The following is a 15,330-nucleotide window of genomic DNA, read 5'->3' as shown; positions in this document are numbered from 1 at the left end:
CGTTCGCGATGGATCAGGCGCCGATAGCCACCAGGCTCAACAGCTGCTCGTCCTGTACCGCAAACTGTGCGGTCAGTTCCTTGCCATGGCACCACTCGCTGGAAAGGTCCGTGAGCAGCCGCAGCCGCAGTTGGCCTGAATCGGACCACTCCAGCATTTCGGCATGTTCGAAATAAAAGCGTTTCTGCACAATCGGATAGAGCGCCTTGAACAGGCTCTCCTTGGCCGAGAACGTCAGCGTCACCAGCAGGGCATGCTGCTCACGCGGGAAGGCGCGCATGCGCTGTAGCTCATCGGCCGTCAGAATTTCCCCGGCCAAGCGCTCCGCCCGCTCCAGGCTCAGTACGTTCTCCAGGTCCATTCCCAGCCCACGCCATTGCGCCTTGTACGCGACAATCGCCGCGGCATGCCCGGTGCTGTGGGTAATGGAGCCGCTGATATGCGCGGGCCACACCGGCGCGCGGTCTTCACCGATCGCGGGGATGCAGTCGAGGTGATCGAGTTGCTGCAGGGCGGCGCGGGCGCACAGCCGTCCAGCCAGGAACTCGGCCTGGCGCTTGGCCACCGAGCGCTGGATGCTGGCCGGGGGCGGCACGGCACTGCGCTGGAAGTCGCCTGCCGTTAACAGGGCCGGGTCAAAACGCGTGCTGAGAAACACTGCGCCCCGCAAGGGTTCAGGCAGGGGCCAATGGGCGTCGAGTGGGGTGCAGCAAGCGGGTAGGGAATTCATGGGCGGTATTTTGCCGAGTTGATGGGCGCGAGGATAGCCCGCTGCGGTTCAGGTGAGGTTCAGAGCCTGTTCAGGAGAAGTTCAGGGGCGCCTGCGTAGCCTTGGACCTACACCAGTGCCTACAGCCAAACGCGTAGAGGTAACCCCATGACTGCGATCAAAAAGCTGATGTTGGCGTTAACCATGCTCAGTGCCACTGCCGGGGCCCAGGCCGCTGACGGTGCCTTTGCCGCATTCGGCAGCGAGAAAACCAAGAAGTCCAGCACCTTGATCCAGCGTGTCAGCTTCGAAGAGGCTGGCAGCCAACCCTCGCCCTGGGGCCAGTCCCTGGGCCTGGTAACCCCGCAACCGGGCTACCGCGTTGGCTATGAACACCTGACCGGGCAGTTCAATGGCATTAAACTGCGCCCGCAAGACCTGCAGGGCCGCTATGATATCCCTCTGTCGGACAGTTGATTTGCTTTGGAGAGCCTTATGAAATTGCTGGTGGTGGAAGATGAGGCGCTGCTGCGTCATCACCTGTTTACCCGCCTGACCGACAGCGGGCACGTGGTCGAGGCCGTGGCCAATGCCGAGGAAGCCCTGTACCAGACGGGCCAGTTCAATCATGACCTGGCGATCATCGACCTGGGTTTGCCGGGCATGGGCGGCCTGGACCTGATCCGCCAACTGCGCAGCCAGGCCAAGACCTTCCCGATCCTGATCCTCACCGCCCGCGGCAACTGGCAGGACAAGGTCGAGGGCCTGGCTGCCGGCGCTGACGACTATGTGGTCAAGCCGTTCCAGTTCGAAGAGCTGGAGGCGCGGATGAACGCCTTGCTGCGCCGCTCCAGCGGGTTTACCCAGTCGACCATCGTGGCTGGCCCCTTGCTGCTGGACCTCAACCGCAAGCAGGCGTCCCTCGAGGAGCAACCGCTGGCGTTGACGGCGTATGAATACCGCATCCTCGAATACTTGATGCGCCATCATCAACAAGTGGTCGCCAAGGATCGCTTGATGGAGCAGCTCTACCCTGACGACGACGAGCGTGATCCGAACGTGATCGAAGTGCTGGTCGGTCGCCTGCGCCGCAAGCTCGAAGGCCCGGGCGGGTTCAAGCCGATCGACACCGTGCGTGGCCTGGGCTACCTGTTCAATGAGCGCTGCCGTTGATTCGCTCGCTACGCGTGCGCTTGATGCTGGCGGCCGCCACCCTGGCCGTGCTGTTCATGCTGGGCTTGTTGCCGGCCATGCAGGGGGCATTCAGCCTGGCGTTGCAGGACTCCATCGAGCAGCGCCTGGCGTCGGATGTCACTACCCTGATCTCCGCCGCGCGGGTCGAAAACAACCGCCTGCAAATGCCGGCGCAGTTGCCGGACGAGCGCTTCAACCTCACCGATAGCCGCCTGCTCGGGTATATCTATGACCGTGAAGGCCATCTGGTGTGGCGTTCGCGGGCGACCAAGGAAGAAAACATCAATTACAAACCGCGCTATGACGGGCGTGGCAACGAGTTTGCGCGGATTCGCGAGGCCAATGGCCAGGAATTCTTCGTGTATGACGTCGAGGTCAAGCTGCTGGGCGGCAAGAGCGCGGCGTTCAGTATCGTCGCCTTGCAACCGGTGCGCGAATACCAGTTGACCCTCGAAGGCTTGCGCGAAAACCTCTACCTGGGCTTCGGCGCAGCCTTGCTGGTGCTGCTGACCCTGCTGTGGCTGGGCCTGACCTGGGGCTTGCAAGCGCTGCGGCGGCTGAGCCAGGAACTCGACCAGATCGAAGGTGGCACCCGCGAGAGCCTCTCCGAACAACACCCGAGAGAATTGTTGCGCCTTACCGGCTCCCTCAACCGCTTGCTGCACAGTGAGCGTGAGCAGCGTGCCCGCTACCGCGATTCCCTTGACGACTTGGCCCACAGCCTGAAAACCCCGCTCGCGGTACTGCAAGGCGTGAGCGAAGACATGGCCCAGCGCCCGGAAGACCGCGACCAGGCCTGGGTGCTGCAGTCGCAGATCGAGCGCATGAGCCAGCAGATCAGCTACCAGTTGCAGCGCGCCAGCCTGCGCAAAAGCGGCCTGGTGCGCCACCAGGTGCGCCTGGCGCCGGTGTTGCAAAGCCTGTGCGATACGCTGGACAAGGTGTACCGCGACAAACGCGTCACGGTAACCTTCGAACTGCCAGAGGAGTGCGATGTGCCGATCGAGAAGGGCGCCTTGCTGGAATTGCTCGGCAACCTGCTCGAAAACGCCTACCGCCTGTGCCTGAGCGAGGTGCGCATCAGCCTGGTGGAAAGCCTGGAAGGCACCGAGTTGTGCATCGAAGACGACGGCCCCGGTGTGCCGCCGGATCAGCGTGCGCGAATCCTGCAAAGGGGAGAACGACTGGACCGCCAGCATCCGGGGCAAGGGATTGGCTTGGCGGTGGTCAAGGATATTATTGAAAGCTACGGCGCGCGGCTGACCCTGGGGGATTCGCCGTTGGGCGGGGCTGCCTTCAAGATTCACTTTCCGGCCGTTTGACCTTCATTGGCTGTGCCGGCCTCATCGCAGGCAAGCCAACTCCCACAGTGGGTTTGGGTGCACACATCAACTATGTGTGAACCCGGTCAAAATGTGGGAGCGGGCTTGCCCGCGTAGAGGCCAGTCCAGACAACATCCCTCTAACTCTCCTGCGCGCGATACGCCCCCGGCGTTAATCCCGTCCACTTCTTGAACGCCCGATGAAACGCCGACGGTTCGGAAAACCCCAACTGCTCGGCAATCTCCTGCAATGACAAATCCGCCCGGCCCAAATGATAGATGGCGATGTCTCGCCGCAGCTCATCCTTGAGTGCCTGAAAACTGGTACCTTCTTCGCGCAAATGCCTGCGCAGCGTCTGTGGGCTGATATGCAGATGCTGGGCGACGGTCTCCAGGTCAGGCCAGGGGGTGCGGTCGCGGCTCAGCAAGCGCCGCAATTGGCTGCTTAAACTGTCGCCTTCGTCTGGCCGAGAGAGCAAGTCGGCGGGCGAGCGCTCCAGGAAGTGCTTGAGTGTGCGCTCATCCTGCAACAGCGGCATATTCAAATAGCGCGCGGGGAACACCAGGCTGCTGTTCGGAGCACCGAACACCAGGGTGCAGGGAAACAGCAGGTCATATTCGCTGGCGTGAGCCGGCATTGGGTAGCTGAACGTGGCCTGGTGCAGCCGGATGCGTTGGCCGATCAACCAACTGCCCAATCGATGCCAGATCACCAGCAGGCATTCACTGAGGAAATGGTCCGGGTCCCATAACGGCGAGTCGTCCAGGCTCAATCGAGCCATATCGCCTTCGCGTGTCAGCTGCCAGCGCGGGCCCTGGGGGAATAGGCTATAAAATAGTAAGCCGCGTTCCAGCGCCTTTTCCAGGGTGCGGCAGTGGATCAGTGCGTGGCACATCATGGCGAACGTGCCGCGTTTGCTTGGGCCGTCGGCGAACCCCAGGTATTCGTCGTCGAGCGCCCGCCAGAGCATCTGCAGCAGCCGGGTGAATTGTTCCGGCGCAATGCGGGCACGGGGTTCGGTCAGTAATTGCGGGGTGATGCCCACCTGCGCCAGTAGGCCCGAGTAGTCGTAACCGACCCGACGCGCACCGCCGAGGGCCGCCCGGGCGTAATGACTCGCGATGGTACGTTCACGCATGCGAAGACCTCGTCCATTGAAGGGCGGATGGTAGCCATCCCCGGAAGGGGTCACAAGGCGGATATCCGCCAAATTGTAGGGCGGGATTGGATGAGTGGGCGGAAATCCGCCACTTGATTCGCTGCTTCGAGGGAAGCCTGGAACCCCCGAGCCCTAATGTCTAAAGGCCTTCAAGGTTTTTCAGCAAAGTGGCACGGCGTTTGCGATAAGGAGTACAGCGCAGGCCAGGATTCCATAGGCCTCGCAAACAACAAATCCCTCCAGTGCAGGAGGGTTCGCAATTCAAGTGTCGTGGGCAATGGCGGATATTTGCCACACGGGACGATTGAGGAACTTTGCAATGACGACTCGTCAGCCAATCTACAAATCCCTGTACTTCCAGGTGATCGTTGCAATCGTTATCGGTATTTTGCTCGGTCACTTCTACCCGCAGACCGGTGTGGCCCTCAAGCCACTGGGTGACGGGTTCATCAAACTGATCAAAATGGTCATCGCCCCGATCATCTTCTGCACCGTTGTCAGCGGCATCGCTGGCATGCAAAGCATGAAATCGGTCGGCAAAACCGGCGGCTATGCGCTGCTGTACTTCGAAATCGTTTCTACCGTCGCGCTGCTGATCGGCCTGATCGTGGTGAACGTCGTGCAACCGGGCGCCGGCATGCACATCGACGTAGCGACCCTGGACGCCTCGAAAGTGGCCGCCTACGTCACTGCCGGTAAAGACCAGAGCATCGTCGGCTTTATCCTCAATGTGATCCCTAACACCATCGTCGGCGCCTTCGCCAACGGCGACATCCTGCAAGTGCTGATGTTCTCGGTGATCTTCGGTTTCGCCTTGCACCGCCTGGGTGCCTACGGCAAGCCTGTCCTGGACTTCATCGATCGCTTCGCTCACGTGATGTTCAACATCATCAACATGATCATGAAGCTCGCGCCAATCGGTGCCCTGGGCGCCATGGCGTTCACCATCGGTGCCTACGGTGTAGGTTCCCTGGTGCAACTGGGCCAGTTGATGATCTGCTTCTACATCACCTGCATCCTGTTCGTGCTGGTGGTGCTGGGTGGTATCTGCCGCGCCCACGGTTTCAGCGTGATCAAACTGATTCGCTACATCCGTGAAGAGCTGCTGATCGTCCTGGGTACTTCCTCCTCCGAATCCGCACTGCCACGCATGCTGATCAAGATGGAGCGCCTGGGTGCCAAGAAGTCTGTGGTAGGCCTGGTTATCCCGACTGGCTACTCGTTCAACCTTGACGGTACGTCGATCTACCTGACCATGGCTGCCGTGTTCATCGCCCAGGCGACGGACACCCACATGGACATCACGCACCAGATCACCCTGCTACTGGTGTTGTTGCTGTCCTCCAAAGGCGCTGCAGGCGTGACCGGTTCGGGCTTCATCGTACTGGCTGCGACCCTGTCGGCCGTAGGCCACCTGCCGGTTGCCGGCCTGGCGCTGATCCTGGGTATCGACCGCTTCATGTCCGAAGCCCGTGCGCTGACCAACCTCGTTGGTAACGCCGTTGCCACCATCGTTGTGGCCAAGTGGGTCAAGGAACTGGACACCGACAAGCTGCAAAGCGAACTGGCTTCCGGCGGTACCGGTATTTCGGAAACCCGCGAAATCGACGACCTGGGCGTGGCCGAAGGCCCGGCTCCTGTCGTCAAGTAAGCGGCTGATGGCGTGACCTGACGCCAACCGCTACCCACAAACGCCCCGACTGGTTCGGGGCGTTTGCGTTTCTGCTAGGTCATTTTCAGCGTGTTTTGATTTACATTAAGTGAGCACTTCATCACGCGCCGATGAGGCCTGTTTTTATTTAAAAGCCTATTTGGTCGGATGGGGCTTTGCGGATGAAATTTGCGTCGCGCGGCACGATCTACATGCGATCATCAAGTGAGCATTTGCGCTGGAGCGCGTGCGGGAGGATATGTGGACAGTGTTGATTTGAATGTCCTGCGCAGCGTGCTCGAATGGCGCCGTGCCGGGCAGCAGGTAGTGTTATATAGCGTTGTTCAAACCTGGGGCAGTGCGCCGCGCCCGCCAGGTGCCATGCTGGCGCTGAGAGGCGATGGGGTGGTGATCGGCTCGGTGTCGGGCGGCTGCATCGAGGATGACTTGATTGCGCGCCTGCAGGATGGTCGGTTGCCAGCGGACGGGCCGCCGGTCCAGTTGGTGACCTACGGCGTTACCCGCGATGAGGCGGCGCGTTTTGGCCTGCCGTGTGGTGGCACCTTGCGCCTGACCGAGGAGCGTGTGGGTGAGTGGGCGTGGGTGTCTGAGCTGCTGGCGCGTTGTGAAGATCATCAGATCGTCGCGCGTGAGCTGGACCTGGCCAGCGGCAACGTCACCTTGAGCAGCGCAAGCAAGACCGACGGGGTCACCTTCGACGGCGAGCGCTTGCGGGCCATCTACGGCCCGCGCTGGCGCCTGCTGCTGATCGGCGCCGGGCAGCTGTCGCGCTATGTGGCAGAGATGGCGCGCTTGCTGGATTTCGAGGTGCTAATCTGCGACCCGCGTGATGAATTCGTCTATGGCTGGGAAGCGCAGCACGGTCGCTTCGTGCCGGGCATGCCCGATGAAGCGGTGCTCAATATCCACACGGATGAACGCACGGCCATCGTCTGCCTGACCCACGACCCGCGGCTGGATGACATGGCGTTGCTGACAGCATTGAACTCCAGCGCGTTCTACATTGGCGCGCTGGGTTCACGGGTCAACAGCCAGAAGCGGCGCGAAAACCTGGCTGCGCTGGGACTGTCTGCCGAGGCGATTGCGCGTCTGCATGGGCCGATTGGTTTGCATATTGGCAGCCACACTCCGTCGGAGATCGCGTTGTCGCTGATGGCGGAAATTGTCGCGATCAAGAACGGTGTGGCGCCACTGCAGAAGAAGCCATTGCCGGTGGTTGCTGAGTGACCGTCACGGCGATTGTGCTCGCGGCGGGGCAGGGCAGTCGCTTTCGCGCCGTGGCGGGGGCTGATCAGGATAAATTGCTGGCCGATTGCGTCGGGCTGGATCGTGTGACGCGGCCGGTGATCGAGCAGGTGCTGGTGAATCTGCCGGATGATGTGGTGGAGCGTTGGGTGGTGACGTCGCCGGACCGCCTTGAAGTGATTCGCCTGGCAGAAACCTACGGTTGCAAGGTATTGCTGCTGCGCTCGGCTGGCATGGGCGACAGTATTGCCGCTGCGGTTGCGGCCAGTGGCTCGGCGAAGGGCTGGCTGGTAGTGCTGGGGGATATGCCGTTTATCCGGTCGTCGAGCATTGAGCAGGTCATCGATGCGCTGGAGGAGGGTGGCATCAGCGTGCCAATGCAGGATGGGCAGTATGGGCATCCTGTGGCGTTTGACCAGGCGTTCGCGCCGGGCCTGATGGCGTTGACCGGTGATCGCGGGGCCAAGCCGCTGTTTGCCCAGGCGACGGTGTGTGAAGTCTCTGTTGATGATCCCGGCGTGCTCTGGGATGTCGACCTGCCAGGTTCTTTGATGTTCACCCCACTCCAACGGTAGGCGCCGCCAAGCCAGCGCCTACCGTTGACGGGTATCCCAAGCCGCAAACCAGTCACCCATAAAAAAGCCCCGCCTGATCACTCAGGCGGGGCTTTTTAGTCACTGTGGGAATCAGGCCAGAGGTTTGCTCTCGTGTTCTGCTTCCTGTGCCGCTGCAGCTGCTGCGGCAGCTTCAGCTTCCTTGCGACGACGACGCACTTCACGTGGGTCGTTCGGCGCACGGCCGTTTTCGGTCAGGGCGCTGACCGGCGCAGCTTCAATCACTGGCGCAGCAACTTCGGCTACCACCGGCGCTTCAACCACTGGCGCAGCCTCAACGACCGGAGTTGGCTCGACCACTGGGGCTGGCTCAGCCACCACGACTTCGGCAACCGGTGCTGGCGCTTCTTCTACCACTGGGGCAGGTTCTGGTGTTTCAACCGGAGCGGCAGGTTCGGCAGTCCATTGGAAGGCGGTCTGTTCTTCACGAACTTCGCGAGCTTCACGTACTTCTGGCGCTGCTTCGACAGCCGGTGCTTCAACAACGGCTTCAACCACTGGCTGGGGCTCAACTACCGGTGCGGGTTCAGCCGCGGCCACTTCAACTTCTGGCTGGGCTTCAGGAGCCTGCACAACTTCCACTTCCGGAACGACCGGCGCTTCGATTGGGGTGGTGGCTTCTACAACCGGTGCTTCGACGACGGAAGTTTCAGCAACCGGCGCTTCAACCACCGGTGCTTCAACGACTGGCGTCTCGGCAACAGGTGTTTGCACTGCGGCGGTTTCTTCGACAGCGGCAGTCGCGCGTTCAGCCTGCTCGTGAGCCTGGGCTTCAGCCGGGGCGCTGATGACCGAGCTGGCAACGGCAGCGGTAACGGCCAGGCCAGCAGCCAGTTCGGCGCCAGTTGGTTCGCTGGTGGCGGCTTCTGCGTTTTCGCCGGTCTCTTCCGAGCCTTCGATCACGTTGCCGTTGGCATCACGCTGACGCTCACGACGGTTGCTGCGACGACGCTGGCCACGGGAGCGGCGGCGTGGACGATCGCCTTCGGCGCCTTCCTGGCCGTCTTCCTGCAGTTGCTCTTCGCCGGTCAGTACTTCTTCTTCGCTGGCGGCAGCAGCCTGTTCGGCACGTGGTTGACGCTCTTCACGCGGTGCGCGAGGTTGACGTTCTTCACGTGGTGCACGCTCTTCACGCGGCTGGCGAGCCGGGCGCTCTTCAGCAGCAACGGCAGCGCCGGCAACGGCTGGCGCGGCGTCCAGTGGCTCGCGCAGTTCACGCACGCGTTCTTCACGCTCGCCACGTGGCTTGCGGTCTTCGCGCGGAGCACGTGGAGTACGCGGTGCGCGTTCTTCACGCGGTGCACGTTCTACGGTCGGGGTTTCTTCACGGGCTTCGCGAGGTGCGCGTTCTTCACGTGGGGCGCGTTCTTCACGCGGTGCACGTTCCTCGCGCGGCTTGCGCTCTTCGTCACGACGGCCGTTGCGGTTGCGGCTCTGCTGGCGACCGTTGCGACGCTCCTCGTTGCGCGCTGGGCGCTCGGAGGCAGGTTTTTCAACCACTACCGGCGCGGCTGGCTCTTCCTTGGTGGCGAACAGGCTCACCAGCGACTTCACCAGGCCTTTGAACAGGCTTGGCTCAGGCAGGGCAGCTGGCGCGGCAACCGGAGCCGCGGCTTCGGTCGGAACCGGCGCGTTGGCGCGGGCTGGCGCGGTCTTGACGGCAGCTTCCTGGCGAACCAGGGTGCGGGTCGCGGCGGCTGGCTGGACTTCTTCCACTTCGGCAGCGGCAGCGGCGATTTCGTAGCTGGACTGGCCGCTGTGGGCTTCCGGGCTGTCATCACGCAGGCGCTGCACTTCGAAGTGCGGCGTCTCGAGGTGATCGTTCGGCAGGATGACGATGCGGGCACGGGTGCGCAGTTCGATCTTGGTAATCGAATTGCGCTTTTCGTTGAGCAGGAACGCGGCAACCGGGATCGGCACTTGCGCGCGGACTTCGGCGGTACGGTCTTTCAGGGCTTCTTCTTCGATCAGGCGCAGGATCGCCAGGGACAGCGATTCAACGTCACGGATGATGCCGGTGCCGTTGCAACGCGGGCAGACGATGCCGCTGCTCTCGCCCAGGGATGGACGCAGGCGCTGACGGGACATTTCCAGCAGGCCGAAGCGCGAGATGCGGCCGACTTGCACGCGGGCACGATCCGCTTCCAGGCATTCGCGGACTTTCTCTTCCACGGCGCGCTGGTTCTTGGCAGGGGTCATGTCGATGAAGTCGATCACGATCAGGCCGCCGATGTCACGCAGGCGCAGTTGGCGGGCGATTTCTTCAGCCGCTTCCAGGTTGGTCTGCAGGGCGGTTTCTTCGATGTCGCTGCCTTTGGTCGCACGCGCCGAGTTGATGTCGATGGACACCAGGGCTTCGGTCGGGTCGATCACGATGGAGCCACCGGAAGGCAGTTCGACCACGCGCTGGAAAGCGGTCTCGATCTGGCTTTCGATCTGGAAACGGTTGAACAGCGGAACGCTGTCTTCGTACAGCTTGATCTTGCTGGCGTACTGCGGCATCACCTGGCGGATGAAGGTCAGGGCTTCGTCCTGGGCTTCAACGCTGTCGATCAGTACTTCGCCGATGTCCTGGCGCAGGTAATCGCGGATGGCGCGGATGATCACGTTGCTTTCCTGGTAGATCAGGAACGGCGCGGAACGATCCAGGGACGCTTCTTTGATGGCGGTCCACAGTTGCAGCAGGTAGTCGAGGTCCCACTGCATTTCTTCGCTGCTGCGGCCCAGGCCTGCAGTGCGAACGATCAGGCCCATGTCGGCCGGTGCGATCAGGCCGTTCAGCGCTTCACGCAGTTCATTGCGCTCTTCGCCTTCGATGCGACGGGAAATGCCGCCGGCACGTGGGTTGTTCGGCATCAGGACCAGGTAACGGCCTGCCAGGCTGATGAAGGTGGTCAGGGCGGCGCCCTTGTTGCCACGTTCTTCTTTTTCGACCTGGACGATGACTTCCTGGCCTTCGCTCAGGACGTCCTTGATGTTCACGCGGCCTTCGGGGGCTTTCTTGAAGTATTCGCGGGAGATTTCTTTGAGGGGCAGGAAGCCGTGGCGCTCGGAGCCGAAATCGACAAAGGCAGCCTCAAGGCTTGGTTCGATGCGAGTAATACGGCCTTTATAGATGTTGGCCTTCTTTTGCTCGCGTGCACCGGATTCAATGTCCAGGTCGTAGAGGCGTTGGCCATCTACCAGTGCAACACGCAACTCTTCGGGTTGAGTTGCGTTAATCAGCATTCTTTTCATGTTGTACCGTCGGTTTCCGGGCTGCCGGAAACGGCGTTCGGCACACACGACTTCTCACGGTCGGTGTCAGGTGCGTCAAGAGTGGTTGGCCACTCCAGTGTCCAGCAAAACCCGCCAATGTGGGCCGGTATCGCGACGGACGCGTCCTGCTTGTTAGCGGTGGTGACAAAGGCACCACTTCAACAAAAGCTAAGGTCAGGAGGAGGAATCAACCGGCGACTGTGGACGAGATGAAGCGTCTAAATATAAGCCTAGTGCTACACGGTCCGACGGTTGTGCATCTCCACCCTACACGTATCCCTGATAATTCGGGTGCTGCCGCGCGCAGAATCCGCAGCGGGTTGGCATTTACCGTGTGCTCCAATGGGGAGTACACGCTCATGGCTAAACAAGACTAGGTGTGGGCGATTGCGCTCTCACTCAGCTCTTAACAGGCGTTGTTTCCGAAGCATTCGCCGTGGTCTGGCTCCAGACTGACTGCACTTTGTGAACTGGCCGTAAATATCGGCGCAAAACGCGAGTATTCACTCTGCTTTCTGCACTCGCTTCAGGCCTCATGTCACCTGCGCTTGTTACAATCTCGAGCCTTCCAGGGTGGCAAAAGCCCCGTAGGACGGCCTCGCGTCCTGATGAATTGCGATGGTCAGGGCCGGCAGTTTGCCGCATGTCCTCTGTCCAGGCCGCTTTTGGCGGCGTTCGCGACTATAGCAGCAATGATTAAGTGCTTCAATTCCATAAAAAATTGTTATCATCGCCGCCATGACGACTACCGCCCCCCAGACCCCCAGCGTCCAGCTGCTCGAGGTCTCGCCGGAATATGCCGGCCAACGCATCGACAATTTTCTCCTGGCCAGGCTCAAAGGCGTGCCCAAGACCTTGATTTACCGCATCTTGCGTAAAGGTGAAGTGCGGGTGAACAAGGGTCGGATCAAGCCCGAGTACAAGTTGCAGGCGGGCGATATCGTTCGTGTGCCGCCGGTTCGCGTGCCGGAGCGTGATGAGCCCGTGCCTTTGGCGCAGGGGTTGCTGCAGCGCCTGGAAGCCTCGATTGTCTTCGAAGACAACAAGCTGATCGTGATCAACAAGCCTTGTGGCATTGCGGTTCACGGCGGCAGCGGCCTGAATTTCGGCGTGATCGAAGCCTTTCGTCAGTTGCGTCCGGACGCCAAGGAGCTGGAGCTGGTCCATCGCCTGGACCGCGACACGTCCGGCCTGCTGATGATCGCCAAGAAACGCAGCATGTTGCGCCATCTGCACACTGCCCTGCGTGGCGATGGCGTGGACAAGCGCTACATGGCGCTGGTGCGCGGCAACTGGGCCAGCTCGATCAAGAGTGTCCGGGCGCCGTTGCAGAAGAGCAACCTGCGTTCTGGGGAGCGCATGGTGGAGGTGGACGAGGAGGGCAAGGAAGCCCTGACCCTGTTCAAGGTGCTGCGCCGCTTCGGTGACTTTGCCACCATGGTCGAGGCCAAACCTGTGACTGGCCGTACCCACCAGATTCGTGTGCACACCCTGCACGCGGGCCACTGCATCGCCGGCGATACCAAATACGGCGACGAGGATTTCTCTAAGGAAATCCGCGACCTGGGCGGCAAGCGGCTGTTTCTGCACGCCTACATGCTCACCGTGCCGCTGCCCGATGGTGGCGAATTGAAGCTGCAGGCGCCGGTCGATGAGATGTGGGCCAAGACCGTGGAGCGTTTGAGTGTCGCACCTTGATTACAAACTGCTGATATTCGATTGGGACGGCACCCTGGCCAATTCCATTGGCCGCATTGTCGAGTCCATGCACGCCGCGTCGACCCGTTCGGGATTTGCGCTGTGCACCGATCACGCGGTCAAGGGCATCATTGGCCTCGGCTTGCCCGAGGCCATTCGCACCTTGTACCCCGAGATCAGCGATGCTGAACTGGTTGCATTCCGGGACCACTACGCCGATCACTACATCGCCCTGGAGGCCACGCCTTCGCCGCTGTTCGACGGTGTCGTGCAGTCCCTGGACGCGTTCCGTGCCCAGGGCTACCACTTGGCGGTCGCCACCGGCAAGGCTCGTCGCGGGCTGGATCGGGTGCTCAAGGCACACGGTTGGGAAGATTATTTCGATATCACCCGCGCCGCCGATGAAACTGCCAGCAAACCTCATCCTCTGATGCTGGAGCAGATCCTGGCCCATTGCGGTGTATCGCCACGCCAGGCCTTGATGGTGGGGGATGCCTCTTTCGACCTGATGATGGCGCGCAATGCTGGCATGGACAGTGTGGCGGTCAGTTATGGCGCCCAGGCGGCCGAGGCCTTGCAGCAATATGAGCCCAGGCTGACGATTGATCATTTTTCTGAATTGCAGGCCTGGCTCAGTCGGGCCCAATAAGTCTTTGCTGGGGTTGATGGCATGAGTGACGAGTGGAAAGCGCCCGAAAAGGCTGAAGGCAGTAGCCGTGATGACAAGAGCTGGAAGCTGCTGGAGAAAACCCTCCTGGCCAGTATCCAGGAGCAGCGCCGGGCGCGGCGTTGGGGGATTTTCTTCAAGCTGCTGACGTTCGTTTGGCTTATTGCCATGCTCGCACTGTTCAGTCCGCTGGTGGACATGGAGAAAAGCGCGACCCGTGGCGCCAGCTACACCGCCCTGATCGAGGTGCGTGGGGTGATTGCCGACAAGGAGTCCGCCAGCGCCGACAATATCGTCAGCAGCCTGCGTGCCGCGTTCGAGGACCCCAAGGTCAAGGGTGTGATCCTGCGCATCAACAGCCCGGGCGGCAGTCCAGTGCAGTCGGGTTATGTGTATGACGAGATTCGTCGTCTGCGCGGCCTGCACCCGGATATCAAGCTGTACGCGGTGATTTCTGACCTGGGCGCTTCCGGTGCCTATTACATCGCCAGTGCTGCAGACCAGATCTACGCCGACAAGGCCAGCCTTGTAGGTTCCATCGGCGTGACGGCAGCCGGTTATGGTTTTGTCGGCACCATGGAGAAGCTGGGGGTGGAGCGTCGTACCTACACCTCGGGCGAGCACAAGGCGTTCCTTGATCCCTTCCAGCCGCAAAAGGCGGATGAAACCCAGTTCTGGCAGGGGGTGCTCGACACCACTCATCGTCAGTTCATCGCCAGCGTGAAGCAGGGGCGTGGCGAGCGTCTGAAAGACAAGGATCATCCAGAGTTGTTCTCCGGGCTGGTGTGGTCGGGCGAGCAGGCATTGCCGCTGGGCTTGATCGACGGACTGGGCAGTGCCAGTTCGGTGGCCCGGGATGTGATTGGCGAGAAGGAATTGGTGGATTTCACCGTCGAGGAGTCGCCGTTCGATCGGTTCTCCAAGCGGCTTGGTTCAAGTGTGGCTGAGAAGCTTGCTTTGTACATGGGCTTCCAGGGGCCGTCCCTGCGCTGAAGTCCTGAGGCTGGCATAGCTCAAAATGTGGGGGCGGGCTTGCTCGCGAATGCGGTGGTTCAATCAGCACATCAGTGACTGATACATCGTTTTCGCGAGCAAGCGCGCTCCCACATTTGGTTGTGTGATGGGCTTAAGGGATCTGCATGCCCTCAGTCAGCAGCATGTCCACCAGGCGGATCAGCGGTAGCCCAATCAGGCTGGTCGCATCCGGCCCTTCGGTGCTCTGGAACAGGCTAACGCCCAAACCCTCGGCCTTGAAGCTGCCCGCGCAGTCGTACGGCTGCTCGGTCCGCAGGTAGCGCTCGATGCGCCCGGCGTCCAATATCCGCATATGTACGGTGAAAGGTACGCAGTCCACCTGGCAGTGCCCCGTCTTGCTGTTGAGCAGAGCCAGGCCGGTGAGGAAGCTGACGCGCTTGCCGCTGGCCGCCAGCAGTTGCTCGCGGGCGTTCTCGAAGGTGTGAGGCTTGCCGATGATTTGGCCGTCGAGCGCGGCCACCTGGTCGGAACCGATGATTAAATGCCCAGGGTGACTGGCGGCCAGGGCGCGGGCTTTCTGTTCGGCCAGGCGCTTGACCAGCTCGACGGCAGATTCATTTGCGTGGTGGCTTTCGTCGATGTCCGGCGAGCTGCAGATGAACGGCAGGTGCAGGCGGCTCAGCAATTCCCGGCGATAAACCGAGCTGGATGCAAGTAATAAAGGCAGCATGGGCGTCTCCTCAAGGCAGCCAGGGATTCTAGCGGGGCGACCGGCTGACGCACAGGGCCGAATTTCCTTTGACATGGCTGGGTGCA

At 61.3% G+C, this 15,330-nt stretch carries 13 protein-coding genes; 9 read left to right on the top strand and 4 right to left on the bottom strand.

Features of this window, described 5'->3' with window-relative positions:
• Positions 1-13: 13 nt before the first annotated feature.
• Positions 14-730: a 4'-phosphopantetheinyl transferase family protein gene (locus ATH90_RS21815; RefSeq protein ID WP_098467242.1), complete on the bottom strand. Its 717-nt coding sequence runs from the start codon at positions 728-730 to the stop codon at positions 14-16.
• Between the two features lie 147 nt (positions 731-877).
• Here ATH90_RS21815 and ATH90_RS21810 point away from each other — a divergent pair, with 147 nt between their 5' ends.
• The 3 genes from ATH90_RS21810 to ATH90_RS21800 are packed head-to-tail and all read left to right on the top strand — an operon-like array spanning position 878 to position 3,225.
• Complete coding sequence (locus ATH90_RS21810) at positions 878-1,186, top strand: hypothetical protein (RefSeq protein WP_098467241.1); 309 nt, start codon at positions 878-880, stop codon at positions 1,184-1,186.
• Positions 1,187-1,204: 18 nt separating this feature from the next.
• On the top strand, positions 1,205-1,882 hold the full coding sequence (locus ATH90_RS21805; RefSeq protein WP_034108378.1) for a response regulator: 678 nt from the start codon (positions 1,205-1,207) through the stop codon (positions 1,880-1,882).
• Entirely contained in the window at positions 1,879-3,225 is a 1,347-nt protein-coding gene (locus ATH90_RS21800; RefSeq protein ID WP_034108376.1) for an ATP-binding protein, read from the top strand. The genes ATH90_RS21805 and ATH90_RS21800 overlap by 4 nt, the downstream gene beginning before the upstream one ends.
• A gap of 140 nt (positions 3,226-3,365) precedes the next feature.
• On the opposite strand, the gene ATH90_RS21795 is transcribed toward ATH90_RS21800, so the two are convergent.
• Complete coding sequence (locus ATH90_RS21795; RefSeq protein WP_034108374.1) at positions 3,366-4,364, bottom strand: AraC family transcriptional regulator; 999 nt, start codon at positions 4,362-4,364, stop codon at positions 3,366-3,368.
• Positions 4,365-4,704: 340 nt separating this feature from the next.
• Here ATH90_RS21795 and ATH90_RS21790 point away from each other — a divergent pair, with 340 nt between their 5' ends.
• From ATH90_RS21790 to ATH90_RS21780, 3 genes are all read left to right on the top strand, one after another.
• Positions 4,705-6,036, top strand: a complete 1,332-nt coding sequence (locus tag ATH90_RS21790) for a dicarboxylate/amino acid:cation symporter (RefSeq protein WP_034108373.1) — start codon at positions 4,705-4,707, stop codon at positions 6,034-6,036.
• Positions 6,037-6,297: 261 nt separating this feature from the next.
• Positions 6,298-7,284, top strand: coding sequence for an XdhC family protein (locus ATH90_RS21785; protein ID WP_034108372.1), 987 nt, complete (start codon positions 6,298-6,300; stop codon positions 7,282-7,284).
• Positions 7,281-7,877 carry a nucleotidyltransferase family protein gene (locus ATH90_RS21780; RefSeq protein ID WP_034108371.1) on the top strand — a complete coding sequence of 199 codons (597 nt, stop codon included), beginning with the start codon at positions 7,281-7,283 and terminating at the stop codon, positions 7,875-7,877. Before ATH90_RS21785 ends, ATH90_RS21780 begins: the two co-directional genes overlap by 4 nt.
• A 111-nt stretch (positions 7,878-7,988) precedes the next feature.
• Here the strand turns inward: ATH90_RS21780 and rne are convergent, their stop codons facing one another.
• Positions 7,989-11,153: a ribonuclease E gene (gene rne / locus ATH90_RS21775; RefSeq protein ID WP_478212367.1), complete on the bottom strand. Its 3,165-nt coding sequence runs from the start codon at positions 11,151-11,153 to the stop codon at positions 7,989-7,991.
• A 759-nt stretch (positions 11,154-11,912) separates the two neighbouring features.
• On the opposite strand from rne, the gene rluC reads away from it, so the two are divergent.
• Genes rluC through ATH90_RS21760 form a run of 3 tightly spaced genes read left to right on the top strand, consistent with a single transcriptional unit; the run spans position 11,913 to position 14,532 of the window.
• Complete coding sequence (rluC, locus tag ATH90_RS21770) at positions 11,913-12,872, top strand: 23S rRNA pseudouridine(955/2504/2580) synthase RluC (protein WP_033901273.1); 960 nt, start codon at positions 11,913-11,915, stop codon at positions 12,870-12,872.
• Entirely contained in the window at positions 12,859-13,521 is a 663-nt protein-coding gene (locus ATH90_RS21765; RefSeq protein WP_034108368.1) for an HAD-IA family hydrolase, read from the top strand. The genes rluC and ATH90_RS21765 overlap by 14 nt, the downstream gene beginning before the upstream one ends.
• 21 nt (positions 13,522-13,542) lie before the next feature.
• Positions 13,543-14,532, top strand: a complete 990-nt coding sequence (locus ATH90_RS21760) for a S49 family peptidase (protein WP_098467239.1) — start codon at positions 13,543-13,545, stop codon at positions 14,530-14,532.
• A gap of 133 nt (positions 14,533-14,665) precedes the next feature.
• Here ATH90_RS21760 and ATH90_RS21755 read toward each other — a convergent pair whose 3' ends face one another.
• The gene (locus tag ATH90_RS21755; RefSeq protein WP_098467238.1) at positions 14,666-15,244 is read right to left on the bottom strand and encodes a Maf family protein; all 579 of its coding nucleotides are present in this window, start codon (positions 15,242-15,244) and stop codon (positions 14,666-14,668) included.
• Between the last annotated feature and the right edge of the window lie 86 nt (positions 15,245-15,330).

Origin of the sequence: Pseudomonas lurida (assembly GCF_002563895.1) — a bacterium.
Taxonomy (GTDB): domain Bacteria; phylum Pseudomonadota; class Gammaproteobacteria; order Pseudomonadales; family Pseudomonadaceae; genus Aquipseudomonas; species Aquipseudomonas lurida.
The sequence above is the reverse complement of the archived record's forward strand: the minus strand, read 5'-3'. Positions and strand labels throughout refer to the sequence as shown.